At 74.6% G+C, this 17,566-nt stretch carries 14 protein-coding genes; 12 read left to right on the forward strand and 2 right to left on the reverse strand.

What is annotated here, in order from left to right; genetic code table 11:
• The first annotated feature begins 10 nt into the window (after window positions 1-10).
• From priA to hisI, 3 genes are read left to right on the forward strand one after another with little or no spacing between them, the layout of a single operon-like run.
• Window positions 11-742, forward strand: a complete 732-nt coding sequence (gene priA / locus WCD74_RS20350) for a bifunctional 1-(5-phosphoribosyl)-5-((5-phosphoribosylamino)methylideneamino)imidazole-4-carboxamide isomerase/phosphoribosylanthranilate isomerase PriA (protein ID WP_337696703.1) — start codon at window positions 11-13, stop codon at window positions 740-742.
• 23 nt (window positions 743-765) lie between these two features.
• A complete protein-coding gene (hisF, locus tag WCD74_RS20355) occupies window positions 766-1,539 on the forward strand; it encodes an imidazole glycerol phosphate synthase subunit HisF (protein ID WP_337696704.1) in 774 nt (257 codons plus the stop codon).
• Window positions 1,536-1,883, forward strand: coding sequence for a phosphoribosyl-AMP cyclohydrolase (gene hisI, locus WCD74_RS20360; RefSeq protein ID WP_337696705.1), 348 nt, complete (start codon window positions 1,536-1,538; stop codon window positions 1,881-1,883). Before hisF ends, hisI begins: the two co-directional genes overlap by 4 nt.
• Here hisI and WCD74_RS20365 read toward each other — a convergent pair whose 3' ends face one another.
• Window positions 1,884-2,633, reverse strand: coding sequence for a DUF6882 domain-containing protein (locus tag WCD74_RS20365; RefSeq protein WP_337696706.1), 750 nt, complete (start codon window positions 2,631-2,633; stop codon window positions 1,884-1,886). It lies immediately after the preceding gene.
• A gap of 226 nt (window positions 2,634-2,859) precedes the next feature.
• Complete coding sequence (locus tag WCD74_RS20370; RefSeq protein WP_337696707.1) at window positions 2,860-3,771, reverse strand: LysR family transcriptional regulator; 912 nt, start codon at window positions 3,769-3,771, stop codon at window positions 2,860-2,862.
• 73 nt (window positions 3,772-3,844) lie between these two features.
• Here WCD74_RS20370 and WCD74_RS20375 point away from each other — a divergent pair, with 73 nt between their 5' ends.
• The 9 genes from WCD74_RS20375 to WCD74_RS20415 all read left to right on the forward strand — a co-directional run bounded on the left by WCD74_RS20375 (window position 3,845) and on the right by WCD74_RS20415 (window position 17,540).
• Entirely contained in the window at window positions 3,845-4,798 is a 954-nt protein-coding gene (locus WCD74_RS20375; protein ID WP_337696708.1) for a DMT family transporter, read from the forward strand.
• A gap of 26 nt (window positions 4,799-4,824) precedes the next feature.
• Complete coding sequence (locus WCD74_RS20380; protein WP_337696709.1) at window positions 4,825-6,396, forward strand: anthranilate synthase component I; 1,572 nt, start codon at window positions 4,825-4,827, stop codon at window positions 6,394-6,396.
• The gene (locus WCD74_RS20385; protein ID WP_337696710.1) at window positions 6,393-7,025 is read left to right on the forward strand and encodes a Trp biosynthesis-associated membrane protein; all 633 of its coding nucleotides are present in this window, start codon (window positions 6,393-6,395) and stop codon (window positions 7,023-7,025) included. The genes WCD74_RS20380 and WCD74_RS20385 overlap by 4 nt, the downstream gene beginning before the upstream one ends.
• Window positions 7,026-7,121: 96 nt before the next feature.
• Window positions 7,122-7,931, forward strand: a complete 810-nt coding sequence (trpC, locus tag WCD74_RS20390; RefSeq protein ID WP_337696711.1) for an indole-3-glycerol phosphate synthase TrpC — start codon at window positions 7,122-7,124, stop codon at window positions 7,929-7,931.
• Window positions 7,928-9,235: a tryptophan synthase subunit beta gene (gene trpB, locus WCD74_RS20395; RefSeq protein WP_337696821.1), complete on the forward strand. Its 1,308-nt coding sequence runs from the start codon at window positions 7,928-7,930 to the stop codon at window positions 9,233-9,235. The genes trpC and trpB overlap by 4 nt, the downstream gene beginning before the upstream one ends.
• Entirely contained in the window at window positions 9,232-10,056 is an 825-nt protein-coding gene (gene trpA, locus WCD74_RS20400) for a tryptophan synthase subunit alpha (RefSeq protein WP_337696712.1), read from the forward strand. The genes trpB and trpA overlap by 4 nt, the downstream gene beginning before the upstream one ends.
• A gap of 80 nt (window positions 10,057-10,136) precedes the next feature.
• Window positions 10,137-11,231 (forward strand): prolipoprotein diacylglyceryl transferase, encoded by a 1,095-nt coding sequence (gene lgt, locus WCD74_RS20405; protein ID WP_337696822.1) that lies wholly within the window; start codon window positions 10,137-10,139, stop codon window positions 11,229-11,231.
• Between the two features lie 179 nt (window positions 11,232-11,410).
• On the forward strand, window positions 11,411-16,039 hold the full coding sequence (gltB, locus tag WCD74_RS20410; protein WP_337696713.1) for a glutamate synthase large subunit: 4,629 nt from the start codon (window positions 11,411-11,413) through the stop codon (window positions 16,037-16,039).
• Window positions 16,032-17,540: a glutamate synthase subunit beta gene (locus tag WCD74_RS20415; RefSeq protein ID WP_337696714.1), complete on the forward strand. Its 1,509-nt coding sequence runs from the start codon at window positions 16,032-16,034 to the stop codon at window positions 17,538-17,540. The genes gltB and WCD74_RS20415 overlap by 8 nt, the downstream gene beginning before the upstream one ends.
• Window positions 17,541-17,566 lie beyond the last annotated feature (26 nt).

The following is a 17,566-nucleotide window of genomic DNA, read 5'->3' on the forward strand; positions in this document are numbered from 1 at the left end:
GATCGTCGTCGTGAGCTTCGACCTGCTGCCCGCCGTCGACGTCGTCGACGGCCAGGCCGTCCGTCTCGTCCAGGGCGAGGCCGGCACCGAGACCGGTTACGGCGACCCGCTCGACGCGGCCCGCGGCTGGGTCGACGACGGCGCCCGCTGGATCCACCTCGTCGACCTCGACGCCGCGTTCCGGCGCGGGTCGAACGCGGATCTGCTCGCCTCCCTCGTCGCGAGCGTGCCGGTGAACGTGGAGCTGTCCGGGGGGATCCGCGACGACGAGTCGCTGCGCCGGGCCCTCGCGACCGGCTGCGCGCGGGTGAACATCGGCACCGCCGCGCTCGAGGACCCCGCGTGGTGCGCGAAGGCCATCGCCGAGTTCGGCGACCGGGTGGCCGTCGGGCTCGACGTCAAGATCCGCGACGGCGAGCACCGGCTGGCCGCGCGCGGCTGGGTCTCCGACGGCGGGGACCTGTGGGACGTCCTGGCCCGGCTCGACGCCGAGGGCTGCTCGCGCTACGTCGTCACCGACGTGGGCCGGGACGGCACGCTGACCGGACCGAACACCGACCTGCTGGCCGCGGTGTGCGAGCGGACGTCGGCGCCCGTCGTCGCGAGCGGGGGCGTGGCGAGCCTGGACGACGTGCGGGCGCTGGCGGGTCTGGCGTCGGTCGGCGTCGAGGGCGCGATCATCGGGAAGGCGCTCTACGCCGGGGCGTTCACGCTGCCCGAGGCGCTCGCCGCGGTCGCCTGAGCAACGTCAGTAGGCTGATCGTCATGGGTGTGGCCGTCCGCGTGATCCCCTGCCTGGACGTCGACGCCGGGCGGGTGGTCAAGGGCGTCAACTTCGTCGACCTGCGCGACGCGGGCGATCCGGTGGAGATGGCGCGGCTCTACGACGCCGAGGGCGCCGACGAGCTCACCTTCCTCGACGTCAGCGCGTCCTCCGGCGAGCGGGAGACCACCTACGACGTCGTCCGGCGCACCGCGGAGCAGGTCTTCATCCCGCTGACCGTCGGCGGCGGCGTGCGCACCAACGAGGACATCGACCGGCTGCTGCGCGCGGGCGCGGACAAGGTAGGGATCAACACCGCCGCGATCGCCCGCCCGGAGTTCCTGGGCGAGGCGAGCCGCCGCTACGGCTCGCAGTGCATCGTGCTCTCCGTCGACGCGCGGCGGGTGCCGGCGGACGGGCAGCCCACCCCGAGCGGGTTCGAGGTGACCACCCACGGCGGGCGCCGCGGCACCGGGATCGACGCGCTGGAGTGGGCGCAGCGCGGCGCCGAGCTCGGCGTCGGGGAGATCCTGCTGAACTCGATGGACGCCGACGGCACCAAGGACGGCTTCGACCTGGAGATGCTGCGGAAGGTGCGTTCCCTGGTCGACGTCCCCGTGATCGCCAGTGGCGGCGCCGGCGCGGTGGAGCACTTCGCGCCCGCGGTCGAGGCGGGGGCGGACGCCGTGCTCGCGGCCAGCGTGTTCCACTTCGGCATCCTGCGGATCGGCGAGGTCAAGGACGCCCTGCGGGGGTCCGGAGCGGAGGTCCGATGAGTGTCATGCCGGAGCTGACGGGCCGGGTGCGCTGGAACGCCGACGGCCTGGTGTGCGCGGTGGTGCAGCAGTACGACACCCGCGAGGTCCTCATGGTCGCGTGGATGTCCGACGAGGCCCTGGCCCGGACCCTGGAGACGCGCGAGGCGACGTACTGGTCCCGCTCGCGGCAGGAGCTGTGGATCAAGGGCGCGACCTCGGGTCACACCCAGGCCGTGCACGAGGTCCGGCTGGACTGCGACGGCGACACCCTGCTGGTCCTCGTCGACCAGCAGGGTGCGGCCTGCCACACCGGCGACCACACCTGCTTCGACGCGGACGTCCTGCTGCCCGCGCCGGGCTGATCAGCGGCCGAACAGGCGCCCGAACAGCCTCTTCTTCGCCGGGGCGGTCGGCTGCTCGTCCGGCAGCCGGTGCGGGCCCGCGGCCCGCGTCATCTCCAGCGAGGCCGGGCGGCCGTCCGCGCCGAGCTCGAGGCGGGCCCCGGAGTCGCCGCCCGCCGGCGTCAGCTCCAGGTGGTCGCCGTCCTCGGTGAGCTCGCCCCCGCGGAACGCGGCGTAGGCGCGCAGCGCGCGGCGCCAGTCGGTGACGACGCCGAGCGTGATGACCTGGTTCAGCACCGGTCCGAGGCGGGTCGGCTCCGGGGACGGCGCGGGCAGCGGCGGGTGCTCGGTCACCGCCAGCATCACCTGGGTGCCGCCACCGGCCTCCACCGGCAGCCACACGTCCACGTCGCTCGCCGCCACCGAGGCGATCCCGGCCCGGGTGGCGTCCCAGGCGTCGTCCAGCGGGACCTCGGCGGTGACCAGCTCGCGCACGCCGTGCTGCTCGCCGAAGGCCCGGACCTGCTCGGCGACCGCGAGGACCTCGGGGGAGTACGCCGTCGGGTTGGCCCACGCCCACAGCCACGACCGCGGTCCGGGTGCGGCCGAGCCGAGGAGGCCGACGCCGAGGTCCAGCCCCGTCGTGAACCGCACCCGGCCCTCGTGCAGGTCGACCTGGTAGCTGCCGGAGTCCCCGATCACCTCCTGGAACGCCATCTGCCGGTCGACGCAGGCGAACACGTGATCGTCGAGGAGCTCGCGGACGTCCACGCGCGGACCCTAGGAGAAGCCCGGCCGCCCCGTCCGCGCGATGTGGAGGAGTTCAACGGACGTTCGCCAGCGCGGCGACGATCCGGCCGGCCGCGGTGGTCCGCAGGCAGGCGCGCGCCAAGGGATCGCACGACCGGACCCTAGCCGGGGACGCGCGATGCCGAGTGCGACAGAGGGCAGGTACGGGGGCCCGAGAACCTGCGCCACGTCACACTCGGCGCCGGACCTAGCCGGGGATGCGCGCCTCCGCGGTCACCCGGAACGCGCGGACGGCGGCCCGCACCGCGGGCGTCTCCCGGTCCGTGCGCCACACCGCGTCCACCGTCCGGGAGAGCACTGGGACCGTCTCGACCATCCGCACCCCCGACGGGATGGCCGGCCGGGCGAGCCGCGGGATCATCGCCGCGAGACCGGCCCCCGCGACGAGCTCCAGGTGGATGGCGAACCCGCAGACCGTGCACGTGACGCGCGGCTCCAGGCCCTCCCGGCGGAGGCGCTCGACGAGCCAGTCGTGGGCCCGCGTGCTGCTGGTGTCGGCGACCCACGTCAGGTCGGCGCCCGCGAGGTCGGCCAGCGCCACCGTCCCGGACGAGGCGAGCGGGTGCTCACGGGGGAGCGCGAGGTCCATGACGTCGTCGCACAGCTGGGTGCGGCTCGTGCGGGCCGGCACCGGCGCGGGCAGGCCGTCCCAGTTCTCGACGACGGCCAGGTCCAGGTCGCCGGCGACCAGCGCGGGGAGGGTCTGCTCGGCCTCGCCGTCGGAGAGCAGGACGGTCAGGTCCGGGTGGGCCGCCCGCAGCCGGGCGAGGCTGGCCGGGGCCAGCGCGTGCACCGTCGTCGGGATCGCCCCGATGCGCAGGGGCCCGACCACGTCGTCGTCGAGACGGTCCAGGTCCCGCCGGGCGAGCGCGAGCCGGTCCAGGAGGGCCGCGGCGTGGTCGGCGAGCACCAGGCCCGCCGGGGTCAGCCGGATGCCGCGGCCGGCGGGCTCGGTCAGGGGTGCGCCCGCCTCGCGCTCCAGCGCCGCGAGCTGCTGGGAGACCGCCGAGGAGGTGAGGTGCAGGCTCGCGGCCGCCCTCCCGACGGTGCCGTGGGTGGCGACGGCGTGCAGCGCCTGCAGGCGCGTGGTCGCGAACACGTCAGCGAACCTAACGGTTCGCGGTGAGAAGTCCTCGCTGGTCCTGAACGGTCCGGCCCAGCAGGCTGGACCCGTGACGCTGTCCGCCTCCCCGGCCGCCTCCGGGACCGCTGCCACGACCCGCCGTCCGCTCGACCCCCGCCTCCTCGCCGTCGCCGGCAGCCTGTGCATCGCGCTCTCGCCGATCCTGATCGCGCTGTCGGGCACCTCGCCGGGCACCGCGACCGTGTTCCGCTGCCTGCTCGCCCTGCCGGTGCTCGTGCCGATGGCCCTGCTGGAGCGGCGGCGCACCCGGGCCGCGGTGGACGCCCCGCGCGGGCGTCCGTGGCTGGTGGTCGTCGGCGGCCTGCTGCTGGGGCTGGACATGACGCTGTGGACCGGTGCGATCCACGCCGTCGGCGCCGGCGTCTCGACCGTGCTGGTCAACGTCCAGGTGGTGATCCTGCCGCTGCTCGCGTTCCTCGTCCTGGGCGAGCGCGTGCGGCCGTCGTTCCTGCTGGCGGTGCCGGTGATGCTGGGCGGCGTCGCCCTCGCCGGCGGCCTCGCGGACGGTGGCGGCGACGCGGCCGACCCGGTGCTCGGCACCGTGCTCGCGCTGCTGGCCGCGGTCGCGTACGCGGGCTACCTGCTCCTCCTGCGCGTCGGCTCCGCGCCCGGCGAGAAGTCCGGCCCGGTCACCCTCGCGACCGCCGCGGCCGCGGTCAGCTCCTTCGTCCTCGGGAGCCTGTGGGAGGGCGTCGACCTCACGCCGGGCTGGACCGCGATCGGCTGGCTCGCGGTGCTGGCCCTGATCGGCCAGTGCATGGGTTGGGTGCTGATCGCGGGCGGCATGGCCCGGCTGCCGTCCTCGACCGGCGCGTCGATCCTGCTGCTCCAGCCGGTCGGCGCCGTGGTGCTCGGCATGCTGGTCCTCGGCCAGTTCCCCACCGCCTGGCAGCTCGCCGGCTGCGTCGTGGTGATCGGCGCGGTCGCCTTCGCGGCCCGCCGCCGCGTCGAACCCTCCCCGGAGGACGCCGTCGCGTCCTGAGCCGCGTCGGGTTGGACAATGGGCCCGTGTCCGTGACCGACCACCCGACCTCGCTCGGGGCCGTGACGCCGGAGCGCGAGCAGTTCCACGCCCTGGCCGCGCACCACCGCGTCATCCCGGTGGTGCGCCGCCTGCTCGCCGACGACGAGACGCCGCTGGGGGTGTACCGCAAGCTCGCGGGGGAGCACAGCGGGACGTTCCTGCTGGAGTCGGCGGCGCACGGCGAGTCGTGGTCGCGCTGGTCGTTCGTCGGGGCGCGCAGCGCCGCCGCGCTCACCGAGCGCGGCGGCCGGGCGCACTGGACCGGCACGCCGCCGGTGGGGCTCCCCGGCGACGACACCGACGGACTCGAGGACCCCCTGGAGGCCCTGCGGGAGACCCTCGAGCGGCTGCGCACCGAGCCGCTGCCGGGACTGCCCCCGCTGACCGGCGGCCTGGTCGGCTACGTCGGCTACGACGCCGTGCGCCGCCTCGAGCGGCTGCCCGAGCTCGCGGACGACGACCTCGAGATCCCCGAGCTGGTGATGCTGCTGGCCACCGACCTGGCCGCACTCGACCACCACGAGGGCACCGTCTGGCTGATCGCGAACGCGGTCAACTGGGACGACAGCCCGGAGCGCGTCGACGAGGCCTACGACGACGCGGTCGCCCGCCTGGACCGGATGACCGCCGAGCTCGGCGCCCCGTCGCCGTCGACGGTCGCCCGCTACGACCCCGAGGCGGGTCGCTCCCCGCAGGTGAGCCGCCGGTTCCCCCGGGACGCCTACCTGGCCGCGGTGGAGGCGGCGAAGGAGCGCATCCGGGCGGGCGACGCCTTCCAGGTGGTGGTCAGCCAGCGCTTCGAGACCCCGACGAGCGCGGAGGCCCTCGACGTCTACCGGGTGCTGCGGGCCACGAACCCGAGCCCGTACATGTACCTGCTGCGACTCACCGACGCCGCCGACCGGCCGTTCGAGATCGTCGGGTCGAGCCCGGAGGCCCTGGTGACCGTGCGGGACGGCGTCGCCACCACGCACCCGATCGCCGGCACGCGGTGGCGCGGTACGGACGCCGAGGAGGACATCCTGCTCGAGAAGGACCTCCTGGCCGACGAGAAGGAGCGCGCCGAGCACCTCATGCTCGTCGACCTCGGGCGCAACGACCTCGGCCGGGTGTGCGTGCCCGGCACCGTCAAGGTCCACCGGTTCTTCGACATCGAGCGCTACAGCCACGTCATGCACCTGGTCTCGACCGTGTCCGGCCGGCTCGCGGAGGGCTGCAGCGCCGTCGACGCCGTCACCGCCTGCTTCCCCGCGGGCACCCTCTCCGGCGCCCCGAAGCCGAAGGCCATGGAGATCATCGAGGAGCTCGAACCCACCCGCCGGGGCCTCTACGGCGGCATCGTCGGCTACCTGGACTTCGCCGGCGACGCCGACACCGCGATCGCGATCCGCACCGGGCTGCTGCGCGACGGGGTGGCCCACGTCCAGGCCGGCGGAGGTGTGGTCGCGGACTCGGACCCGGTCGCCGAGGACACCGAGGCGACCAACAAGGCCCGCGCCGTGCTCGCCGCCGTCGCGACCGCCGCGACCCTGCGCCCGCCCGGGCCGGACGCGTGAGCCGCCCGGCGCCCGGCGGCCCGCGGCTGCTCGGGCTCGCGGTGGCCGGCCTGCTCCTGGCCGCGGTGGCCCTGTGGGGCGCGTCGCGCGGGACCTGGCTGAGCGCGACGTGGGACGTGCCGCTGCGCGGGCGGCTGGTGGTCACCGCGACGGGCGCGGACACCGAACCCGTCCTGGTCCCGTGGGCGCTGCTCGCGCTGGCGGCGATCGGCGGGCTCCTCGCCACCTCCGGCCGCGGACGGCGCGCCGTGGGCGTCGTGGTCGGGCTGGCCGGGCTGTGGGCGCTGCTGCGCGCGCTGTCCGGGCTGGCCGCGCCGCCCGCGGACGCCCTCCCGGCCGCCGCCCGCCGGGCCGGCCGGGTCGTGGACGTCAGCGCCTCGGTGGTGTGGCCGCTGCTCGGCGGACTGGGCGGGCTGCTGCTCGTCGGCGTGGGGGTGCTGGTCGCCCTCCGCGGCGCGGTGATGCCACGACTCGGGGCGCGCTACGACGCCCCGGGGGCGGCCCGCCCGCGCCCCGCCGACGAGGACCGCTCGCTGTGGGAGGCACTGGACGCCGGGGAGGATCCCACGGCGGCCCCCGAGGGGTCGACACCGAGGGCGCCGGACCGGGGCGACGGGACCGGGAGTTAAACTTCCGGTGTACTGGCCAGGGACCAGATCCCGGTGGCCCCGGACACACGCGGCGCCACGGATCGACCGAGCCCGAAGGATGGGGGCAGCACCCGCGTGAGCGTCCTGGAGCAGATCCTCGAGGGGGTCCGGGCCGACCTCGCCGCCCGCGAGGCCGCCGTTCCCTTCGACCAGGTGAAGGCGGCAGCCGCGGCCGCACCGCCGGCCAAGGACGCGCTCGCGGCGCTCCAGGGGCAGGGGATCGGGGTCATCGCCGAGGTCAAGCGGGCCTCGCCGTCCCGCGGCCACATGGTCGACATCCCCGACCCGGCGAAGCTCGCCAGGCAGTACGTCGAGGGCGGCGCGCGGGTGATCAGCGTGCTGACCGAGCAGCGCTGGTTCGAGGGGTCGCTGACCGACCTGGACGAGGTCCGGGCCGCGGTCGACATCCCGGTGCTGCGCAAGGACTTCGTGGTCGGCACCTACCAGGTCCACGAGGCCCGGGCGCACGGCGCGGACCTCGTGCTGCTGATGTGCTCGGTGCTGGAGCAGAACGCGCTCGACGCCCTGGTGGACCGGGTGCACTCGCTCGGGATGACCGCCCTGGTGGAGATCCACGACGAGGTCGAGGCCGACATGGCGCTGCAGGCCGGCGCCAAGCTGGTCGGGATCAACGCCCGCGACCTGAAGACCCTGGACGTCGACCGCGACGTCTTCAGCCGGCTCGCGCCCGGGCTGCCCGGCGAGGTCCTGCGCGTCGCCGAGTCCGGCGTGCGCGGCCCGGGCGACCTGATGACCTACGCCGGGCTCGGGGCCGACGCCGTCCTCGTGGGCGAGTCGATGGCCACCGCCGAGGACCCGCGCGCGGCCGTCCGCCAGCTGGTCACCGCCGGGTCGCACCCGGCGTGCCCGAAGCCCGCGCGATGACGGCGGGGAAGACCGCGCTCCCGACGGCGGGTGACGGCCTCGCCGAGCACGGGCACGACCCCGACGCCGGCGGCCACTTCGGGCGCTACGGCGGCCGGTTCATGCCCGAGGCCCTGATCGCCGCCGTCGACGAGGTCGCCGCGGAGTACGACAAGGCCCGGCACGACCCCGAGTTCCTGGCCGAGCTCGACCGGCTCCAGCGCGACTACGCCGGTCGTCCCAGCCCCGTGACGGACGCCCGCCGGCTCTCCGAGCACGCGGGCGGCGCCCGGATCCTGCTCAAGCGCGAGGACCTGAACCACACCGGTTCGCACAAGATCAACAACGTGCTCGGCCAGGCGCTGCTGACCCAGCGCATGGGCAAGACGCGGGTGATCGCGGAGACCGGCGCGGGGCAGCACGGCGTCGCCACCGCCACGGCCGCGGCGCTGCTCGGGCTCGACTGCGTCGTCTACATGGGCGAGGTCGACACCGAGCGCCAGGCGCTCAACGTCGCTCGCATGCGGCTGCTGGGCGCCGAGGTGATCCCGGTGACCACGGGCTCGCGGACGCTCAAGGACGCGCTCAACGAGGCCTACCGCGACTGGGTCTCGACCGTCGGGCACACCCACTACGTCCTGGGCACCGCCGCCGGGCCGCACCCGTTCCCGATGATGGTGCGCGACTTCCACCGCGTGATCGGCCTGGAGGCCCGCGCCCAGGTGCTCGACCAGTACGGGCGCCTGCCGGACGCCGTCCTCGCGTGCGTGGGCGGCGGGTCCAACGCCATCGGCATCTTCCACCCGTTCCTCGACGACGCCGCGGTGCGGCTGATCGGCTGCGAGGCCGCGGGCGACGGGGTCGAGAGCGGCCGTCACGCCGCCTCCATCACCGGCGGCAGCGTCGGCGCGCTGCACGGGGCGCTGACCTACGTGCTGCAGGACGACGACGGGCAGACGGTCGAGTCGCACTCCATCTCGGCCGGTCTGGACTATCCGGGGGTCGGCCCGGAGCACTCGTACCTGGCCGAGATCGGCCGCGCCGAGTACGTCCCGGTCACCGACGCGGAGGCGATGGACGCGTTCCGGTTGCTGTGCCGCACCGAGGGCATCATCCCGGCGATCGAGTCGGCGCACGGGATCGCCGGCGCGCTGCGCCTCGGCCGGGAGCTCGGCCCCGACGCGACGCTGCTGGTCAACCTGTCCGGCCGGGGCGACAAGGACGTCGAGACCGCCGCGCGGTGGTTCGACGTGGTCGACCCGGCGTCCCTGCCGACCACCGAGCCCGACCCGGACGACGCGGCCGCCGGGGAGCGGGAGCTGTGACCTCGACGGGGCCCACCACCCGGACCGGACTCGCCGTGCTGGACGAGGTCTTCTCGACCGCCCGCGCCGAGTCGCGGGCCGCCCTGATCTCCTACCTGCCCACCGGCTACCCGACGATCCCCGGGTCCCGCGGGCTGCTCACCCAGACCCTCGACGCGGGCGCCGACCTGGTCGAGGTCGGGCTGCCCTACTCCGACCCGGTGCTCGACGGCCCCGTGGTCGCGCACGCCGTGGAGACCGCCCTGCGTGGCGGGGTGCGGACCCGCGACACCCTCGACCTCGTCGAGGCGCTGGCCGCCCGCGGGGGGCGCGCCGTCGTCATGACCTACTGGAACCCGGTGCTGCGGTACGGGGTCGAGGCCTTCGCGCGGGACCTCGCCGCGGCGGGCGGGCTCGGCCTGATCACCCCCGACCTGGTGCCCGACGAGGCGGGGGAGTGGCTCGCCGCGGCGGACCGGCACGGCATCGCGCCGATCTTCCTCGTCGCGCCGTCGTCCACCGAGGACCGCATCGCCTCGACGACCACCGCGACCCGCGGCTTCGTCTACGCGGCCTCCACCATGGGCGTCACCGGCGCCCGGGACACCGTCGCCACGAGCGCCCCCGAGCTCGTCGCGCGCACCCGCCGGCACACCGACCTGCCCGTCGGGGTCGGGCTGGGCGTGCGCAACGGCGCCCAGGCCGGGGAGATCGCCACGTACGCCGACGGCGTGATCGTCGGCTCGGCGATGGTGTCCGCCGCCGAGCACGGCCGGGCCGCCGTCGCGCGTCTGACCACCGAGCTCGCCGCGGGCGTGCGGGGCCAGCACACCGGACGCTGAGTCCGGCCGTGGGCGCCCCCACCTCACCGACGGTGTCGGGGGTGACCGATAGCGTGAGCGCCGTGCTCGCGTCGCTGCCGATGACCATCCCCAGCCCGCCCCAGGGCGTCTGGGAGCTCGGCCCGGTCCCGCTGCGCGCGTACGCGCTGTGCATCATCGCGGGCATCGTCGTCGCGGTCTGGCTGACCGAGCGCCGCTTCGTCGCCCGCGGCGGGGCGCCCGGGTTCGTCATCGACGTGGCGGTCTGGGCCGTGCCGTTCGGCCTGATCGGCGGCCGGCTCTACCACCTGGCCACCGACTGGCGGACCTACTTCGGCCCGGGCGGCGACCCGGTGGCCGCGCTGTACGTGTGGAACGGCGGCCTGGGCATCTGGGGCGCGATCGCGCTGGGCGCGGTGGGCGCGTGGATCGCGTGCCGCCGCCGCGGCGTCCCGCTCACCGCGTTCGCCGACGCCGCGGCCCCCGGCATCGTCCTGGCCCAGGCGATCGGCCGGCTCGGCAACTGGTTCAACCAGGAGCTCTACGGCGCGCCGACCACGCTGCCGTGGGGCCTGGAGATCTACCGCCGGGTCGATCCGACGACGGGGGCGGTCGACAACCTGGGCGGGGTCGCCCTCGACCGCACGCCGATCGAGATCGTCCAGCCGACCTTCCTCTACGAGCTCGTGTGGAACGTCCTGGTGGCGCTGCTGGTGATCTGGGCGGACCGCCGCTTCACCCTGGCCCGCGGCCGCGCGTTCGCCCTGTACGTCGCCGGGTACACGCTGGGCCGCTTCTTCATCGAGATGCTGCGGACCGATCCGGCGCTCACCCGGGTCGAGGGGGTGCGGGTGAACGTCATCGTCGCCGCGGTCCTCTGCGTGGCCGCCCTGCTCTACCTGGCCCTCGCCCGCGGGTCGCGCGAGGATCTGTCGGGCTCGATGCCGCCGGACCCGACCGGTTCGCCCGCCGACGGCGCGGGTACGCCCGGGCCTGTGACTTCGAAGGACGAACAGGACGAGCGCATCGACGACGCGAACCTGGCCCGCGAGAAGCGGCACGCCGTGTCGGCCCCCGACCGCGACCCCAGCCACGGCGCGGCCGAGCCCTCCGGGGTGGACGCCGAGCCCGAGGGTGTCCAGCCCGAGGAGGAGGACGCCTCCGCCGCCCCGCCGTCCTCGGCCCACGGTTCCTGACCGATCTGCTCCACCGGGCGTTCGCCGCACCGCCCCCGGCCCGCCGCCGCGGGCTAGACTCGCCCCGGGCCATCGCCGTCCCGGATCACCACCGTCCGGCTCGCGCGACCGAGGGCCCGCACCGGCGTCCGACGACGCCGGCCGCGGGCCGTCCTCGGCGGCGATGAGGAGGCCCGCCCGTGCTGTTCTCGACCAATCCGGGCCCGCAGGGTCTGTACGACCCGGCGAACGAGCACGACGCCTGCGGCGTCGGGGCCGTCGTCGACACCCGCGGGCGTCGCAGCCACCGCATCGTCGCGGACGCGCTGCAGGTGCTGCACAACCTCGACCATCGCGGCGCCGCTGGCAGCGAGCCCACCAGCGGTGACGGCGCCGGCATCCTGCTGGGCGTCCCCGACGAGCTGCTCCGCGCCACCGTCGACGTCCCGCTGCCCGCCCCCCGCCCGTCCGCGGACGGCGGCCAGGACGAGTACGCCTATGCGTGCGGCCTGGTGTTCCTGCCCGCGGACGACGACGGGTCGGCCAAGGCGGTCTCGCTGCTGGAGCGGATCACCGCCGAGGAGGGCCTCGAGGTCCTCGCCTGGCGCGACACCCCGACCGATCCGGAGGGTGCCGACGTCGGGTCGGTCGCGCGGTCGGTCATGCCCCGCTTCGCCCAGGTGCTCGTCGCCCACCCGGACCGCACCCTGGCCGGGATCGCGCTGGACCGGGTCGCGTGGATCGTGCGCAAGCGCGCGGAGCGCGAGTCGCTCGAGCAGGGCTGCGGTCTGTACGTGACCTCGCTGTCGAGCCGCACGGTGACCTACAAGGGCATGCTGACCACCGACCAGCTGCCGCTGTTCTTCCCCGACCTGCGCGACGAGCGCCTGCGCAGCGCGGTCGCGGTGGTCCACAGCCGGTTCTCGACGAACACCTTCCCGAGCTGGCCGCTGGCCCACCCGTACCGCACGATGGCGCACAACGGCGAGATCAACACGATCCGCGGCAACCGCAACCGGATCCGGGCCCGCGAGTCGCTGCTCGGCACGGACCTCTTCCCCGGCGACCTGCAGCGCGCGATGCCGGTGTGCCCGGAGGGCACGTCGGACTCCGCCAGCTTCGACGAGGTTCTGGAGATGCTCACGCTCGGCGGCCGCCCGCTGCCGCACGCGGTGATGATGATGATGCCGGAGGCGTGGGAGAACCACGCCGAGATGCCGGCCGACCAGCGTGCCTTCTACCAGTTCCACGCGAGCCTGATGGAGCCGTGGGACGGGCCCGCGGCGGTCGTGTTCAGCGACGGCACCCTGCTCGGCGCGACGCTCGACCGCAACGGTCTCCGGCCGTGCCGCTGGTGGCACCTCGCGGACGGGCGGGTGGTGCTCGCGAGCGAGTCCGGCGTGCTCGACGTGCCCGCCGCCGACGTCGTCGCGAAGGGGCGGTTGCGGCCCGGGCGGATGTTCCTGGTCGACACGCGCGCCGGGCGCGACGGCAATGGGTCCGACGGGTCCGCGGCGCTGATCGACGACGACGCCTACAAGTCCGAGCTGGCCGCGGCCGAGCCGTACGCCGAGTGGCTGCACGCCGGGCTGGTGCGGCTCGAGGAGCTGCCCGCCCGCGAGCACGTGGTGCACACCCACGAGTCGGTGGTGCGCCGCCAGCAGACGTTCGGCTACACCGAGGAGGAGCTGCGGATCCTCCTCGCGCCGATGGCGACCACGGGCGCCGAGCCGTTGGGCTCGATGGGCACCGACACCCCCACCGCGGCTCTCTCGCGGCGGGCGCGGCTGCTCTACGACTACTTCGTGCAGCTCTTCGCGCAGGTGACGAACCCGCCGCTGGACGCGATCCGCGAGGAGCTGGTCACCTGCATGGCGCGGGCGATCGGGCCGGAGCAGAACCTGTTCCACCCCGGGCCGGCCAGCTGCCGCCAGGTCGTGCTGCCCGTGCCGGTGATCGACAACGACGAGCTCGCCAAGCTGATCCACATCAACGACGACGGCGACATGCCCGGCTTCGCCGCGACCGTGATCTCGGGGCTCTACGAGGTGGACGGCGGCGAGGCGGCGCTGCGCGACGCCCTCGACCGCGTGCGCCGCCGGGCGAGCGAGGCCATCGCGGACGGCAAGCGCATCCTCGTGCTCTCCGACCGCGACTCCGACGCCCGGTGGGCCCCGATCCCGTCCCTGCTGCTCGTCTCGGCGGTGCACCACCACCTCGTGGCCACCCGGGAGCGGACCCAGGTCGCCCTGGTCGCGGAGTCCGGCGACGCCCGCGAGGTCCACCACATGGCGTTGCTGCTCTCCTACGGCGCCGCCGCGATCAACCCGTACCTCGCGTTCGAGTCGATCGAGGACATGATCACCTCGGGCTGGCTGGAGCACCTGGAGACCGGGCAGGCCGTCCGCAACTACGTGAAGGCCGCCGTCAAGGGCGTCCTCAAGGTGATGTCGAAGATGGGCATCTCGACCGTGAGCGGCTACACCGCCGCGCAGGTCTTCGAGGCGGTCGGCCTGTCCCAGGAGCTCGTCGACGAGTACTTCTCGGGCACGTCGTCCAAGCTCGGCGGCGGCGGGCTCGACCAGCTGGCCACCGAGGTGGCCGTCCGGCACCGGACGGCCTACCCGTCCAACCCGACCGAACGGGCGCACCGGCGGCTCGACGTCGGCGGCGAGTACGCCTACCGGCGCGAGGGCGAGGTCCACCTCTTCACCCCGGAGACGGTGTTCCTGCTCCAGCACGCGACCCGGACGAAGCAGCGCGACGTGTTCCGGCGCTACACCGCCGAGGTCGACCGCATCACGCGCGAGGGCGGTCAGCTGCGCGGGATGTTCCGCCTGCGCTACGAGGACCGGACCCCGATCGACCTCGACGAGGTCGAGCCGGCCACGGAGATCGTCAAGCGGTTCGCCACCGGGGCGATGAGCTACGGCTCGATCTCCGGCGAGGCCCACACCGACCTCGCGATCGCGATGAACAACATCGGCGGCAAGTCGAACACCGGGGAGGGCGGGGAGGACCCGGTCCGCCTCGTCGACCCGTCGAAGCGGTCCGCGATCAAGCAGGTCGCCTCCGGCCGCTTCGGCGTGACCAGCGAGTACCTCGTCCACGCCGACGACATCCAGATCAAGATGGCGCAGGGCGCGAAGCCCGGCGAGGGCGGGCAGCTCGCGGGCAAGAAGGTCTACCCGTGGATCGCCGAGGTGCGCTACTCCACCCCGGGCGTGGGCCTGATCAGCCCGCCCCCGCACCACGACATCTACTCCATCGAGGACCTCAAGCAGCTCATCCACGACCTCAAGAACGCGAACGACCGGGCGCGCATCCACGTCAAGCTGGTCGCCTCGGTCGGGGTCGGGACGGTCGCCGCGGGCGTGTCGAAGGCGCACGCGGACGTCGTGCTGATCTCCGGGTGGGACGGCGGGACCGGCGCGGCCCCGCTGACGAGCCTCAAGCACGCCGGGGCACCGTGGGAGGTCGGGCTCGCCGACACCCAGCAGACCCTCATGCTCAACGGGCTGCGCGACCGCATCTCGGTGCAGGTCGACGGCGGGATGAAGACCGGCTACGACGTCATCGTCGGCATGCTCCTCGGCGGGGAGGAGTACGGGTTCTCCACGGCGCCGCTGGTGGTCAACGGCTGCGTCATGATGCGGGTCTGCCACCTCGACACCTGTCCCGTCGGCGTCGCGACCCAGAACCCGGAGCTGCGCAAGCGCTACACCGGGCGCCCGGAGTTCGTCGAGAACTTCTTCTGGTTCATCGCCGAGGAGGTCCGCGAGTACCTCGCGAAGCTCGGGTTCCGCACGATCGACGAGGCCGTCGGGCACTCCGAGGTGATCGACGCCGCGGAGGCGGTGGACAACTGGAAGGCGCAGGGCGTCGACCTGACGCCGCTGTTCACCGTCCCCGACGTCCCCGAGGGCGCCCCGACGGACCGGCGCCGGACCAGGAGCCAGGACCACGGCCTGGACCGGGCGCTCGACCGCACGCTCATCCAGCTCGCCGAGGGCGCCCTCGACGACGCCGTGCCGGTGCGGATCGACGTGCCGGTGCGCAACGTCAACCGCACCGTCGGCACGCTGCTCGGCGCGGAGGTCACCCGCCGGTACGGCAAGCACGGGCTCGCCGACGACACGATCCACGTCGAGCTCGCCGGGTCGGCCGGGCAGTCGTTCGGTGCGTTCCTGCCGCGCGGGATCACTCTCGACCTCGTCGGCGACGCCAACGACTACGTCGCCAAGGGGCTCTCCGGGGGCCGCGTGATCGTGCGACCTCCCGAGGGCGCGCAGTTCACCGAGCCGCTGGACTCCGACCGGGAGGAGCGGCACACGATCGCCGGCAACGTCATCGCCTACGGCGCGACCTCCGGCGAGGTGTTCCTGCGCGGCCAGGTGGGGGAGCGGTTCTGCGTGCGCAACTCCGGCGCGCTCGCCGTCGTCGAGGGGGTCGGCGACCACGCGTGCGAGTACATGACCGGCGGCCGGGTGGTCGTGCTGGGCAGCACCGGCCGCAACCTCGGAGCCGGGATGTCCGGGGGGATCGCCTTCGTCCACGACCTGCCGGAGGTCCGGGTCAACCAGGAGATGGTGGACCTGCTCGAGGTCACCGGCGACGACGCCGAGTGGCTGCGGTGGGTGGTCGAGCGGCACCTCGACCTCACCGGGTCGCCGAAGGCGGCCCGCCTGCTCGACGACTGGGACACCCAGGTCGGGCACATCACCAAGGTCATGCCGACCGACTACCAGCGGGTCCTCGACGCCGAGCAGCGCGCCGCGACCGAGGGCCGCGACCCGAACGAGGTCATCATGGAGGTGGCGGGTGGCTGACCCCCGCGGGTTCCTCACCTACTCCCGGGAGGACAACCCCAAGCGCCCGGTCGAGGAGCGGCGGACCGACTGGCACGAGCTCTACGCCCCGGTCACCGACCCCGACGTGGAGGCCGGCACCCGCGTCCAGGCGGCGCGGTGCATGGACTGCGGGATCCCGTTCTGTCACTCCGGCACGGCCGGGTGCCCGCTGGGCAACCTGATCCCGGAGTGGAACGACTTCGTCCGCCGTGACGAGTGGGGCCGGGCGAGTGACCGGCTGCACGCCACGAACAACTTCCCGGAGTTCACCGGGGCGCTGTGCCCGGCGCCGTGCCAGGAGGCGTGCGTCCTGTCGATCACCGCCCAGCCGGGCTCGGTGGCGATCAAGCGGGTCGAGTGGTCGATCGCGGAGGTGGCGTGGCGGGACGGCCACGTCGCGCCGCAGCCCGCCGCCGAGTCCTCGGGGAAGCGCGTCGCGGTCGTCGGCTCCGGGCCCGCCGGACTGGCCGCCGCACAGCAGCTGACCCGGGCCGGCCACGACGTCACCGTCTACGAGCGCGACGACCGCCTCGGCGGGCTGATGCGCTACGGCATCCCGGAGTTCAAGTTCGAGAAGTGGGAGCTCGACCGCCGGCTCGAGCAGATGCGGGCCGAGGGCACGCGGTTCGTCGTGAACTGCGAGGTCGGCGGGGACGGCCTGCCCGTCGAGCGGCTCCGCGCCGAGTACGACGCGGTGGTCCTGGCGGTCGGGGCGCTCGAGAGCCGGGACGACCGGACGATCGAGGGCCGCGACCTGGACGGCATCCACCTCGCGATGGACTACCTGGTTCCGGCGAACCGCGAGTGCGAGGGCGACGGCCCGTCCTCGATCAACGCCCGGGGCAAGAACGTCATCGTCATCGGCGGCGGCGACACCGGGGCGGACTGCTACGGCACCGCCACCCGGCAGGGCGCCATCGGCGTGCACCAGCTCGACCAGTACCCGGCCCCGCCGCAGACCCGCGACGAGGCCCGCTCGCCCTGGCCGACGTGGCCGCTCATGTTCCGTACCCCACCGGCGCTCGAGGAGGGCGGCGAGCGCCTGTTCGCCACGGCGGTGCGCCGCTTCGTGGGCGACGAGCGCGGACACGTCCGCGCGGTCGAGCTGTCCTCGGTCGAGGTCCGCCGCACCGAGGACGGCCGCCGCGAGGTGGTGCCGACCACGGAGGAGATCCACACCGTGCCGGCCGACCTGGTGCTGTTCTCCATCGGCTTCACCGGGCCCGACGACGGGGCGATGATCCCCGGCCTCGGCATCGAGCGGACGCCGAAGGGCACGATCGGCTGCGGGTCGGACTGGCAGACCGACGTCCCGGACGTGTTCGTCTGCGGCGACGCGCACCGGGGCGCGTCGCTGATCGTCTGGGCCATCGCGGAGGGGCGCTCGGCCGCCGCCGCGGTCGACGCCCACCTCGCCGCCGACGGTCGCACCGACCTGCCGTCGCCGGTGCACCCCGGCGCGCTCCCGCTCAGCGCCTGACCGCGGTCGTCCGCTGGGCGATCGCA

The organism is Actinomycetospora aurantiaca, from assembly GCF_037401875.1.
In the GTDB taxonomy this organism is placed as follows: Bacteria; Actinomycetota; Actinomycetes; order Mycobacteriales; family Pseudonocardiaceae; genus Actinomycetospora; species Actinomycetospora aurantiaca.

Bases quoted from the DNA above. Each gene is read 5' to 3' on its own strand.
- hisF (WP_337696704.1), top strand. From the start codon at position 766: ATGGGTGTGGCCGTCCGCGTGATCCCCTGCCTGGACGTCGACGCCGGG.
- hisI (WP_337696705.1), top strand. From the start codon at position 1,536: ATGAGTGTCATGCCGGAGCTGACGGGCCGGGTGCGCTGGAACGCCGAC.
- trpB (WP_337696821.1), top strand. From the start codon at position 7,928: ATGACGGCGGGGAAGACCGCGCTCCCGACGGCGGGTGACGGCCTCGCC.
- lgt (WP_337696822.1), top strand. From the start codon at position 10,137: ATGACCATCCCCAGCCCGCCCCAGGGCGTCTGGGAGCTCGGCCCGGTC.